Annotated in this window: 1 protein-coding gene; it reads left to right on the top strand. The window is 38.9% G+C overall.

The features are described from left to right. The coding region (locus AAEY98_RS22355; RefSeq protein ID WP_351019781.1) for a response regulator transcription factor at window positions 1-192 on the top strand (192 nt) is incomplete at its 5' end. Window positions 193-270 lie beyond the last annotated feature (78 nt).

Below are 270 nucleotides of genomic sequence, written 5' to 3'. Positions count from 1 at the left end.
CAGCAATACCGTGTATTGCAATATTTGCACGAAGGCCTACTGAATAAACAAATAGCTTACGAACTGCATATTTCAGAAGCCACCGTCAAAGCACACATTACTGCCATATTTAGAAAACTCGGTGTTTATAACCGAACTCAAGCTGTTTTAATTGCCGCAAAATTACAACTAGAACCCATAGAGCAAGTTTAAACAGGTTAAATTAGAGGCGAGAGCCTCTTTTTTGCAACTCAAGCACGCGAAACCATTCAGTTACTATGACATAACAAG

The organism is Shewanella sp. AC91-MNA-CIBAN-0169, from assembly GCF_040310165.1.
Classification (GTDB): domain Bacteria; phylum Pseudomonadota; class Gammaproteobacteria; order Enterobacterales; family Shewanellaceae; genus Shewanella.
Note: the sequence above shows the minus strand (reverse complement) of the source record. Positions and strands in the feature narration are given on the sequence as shown.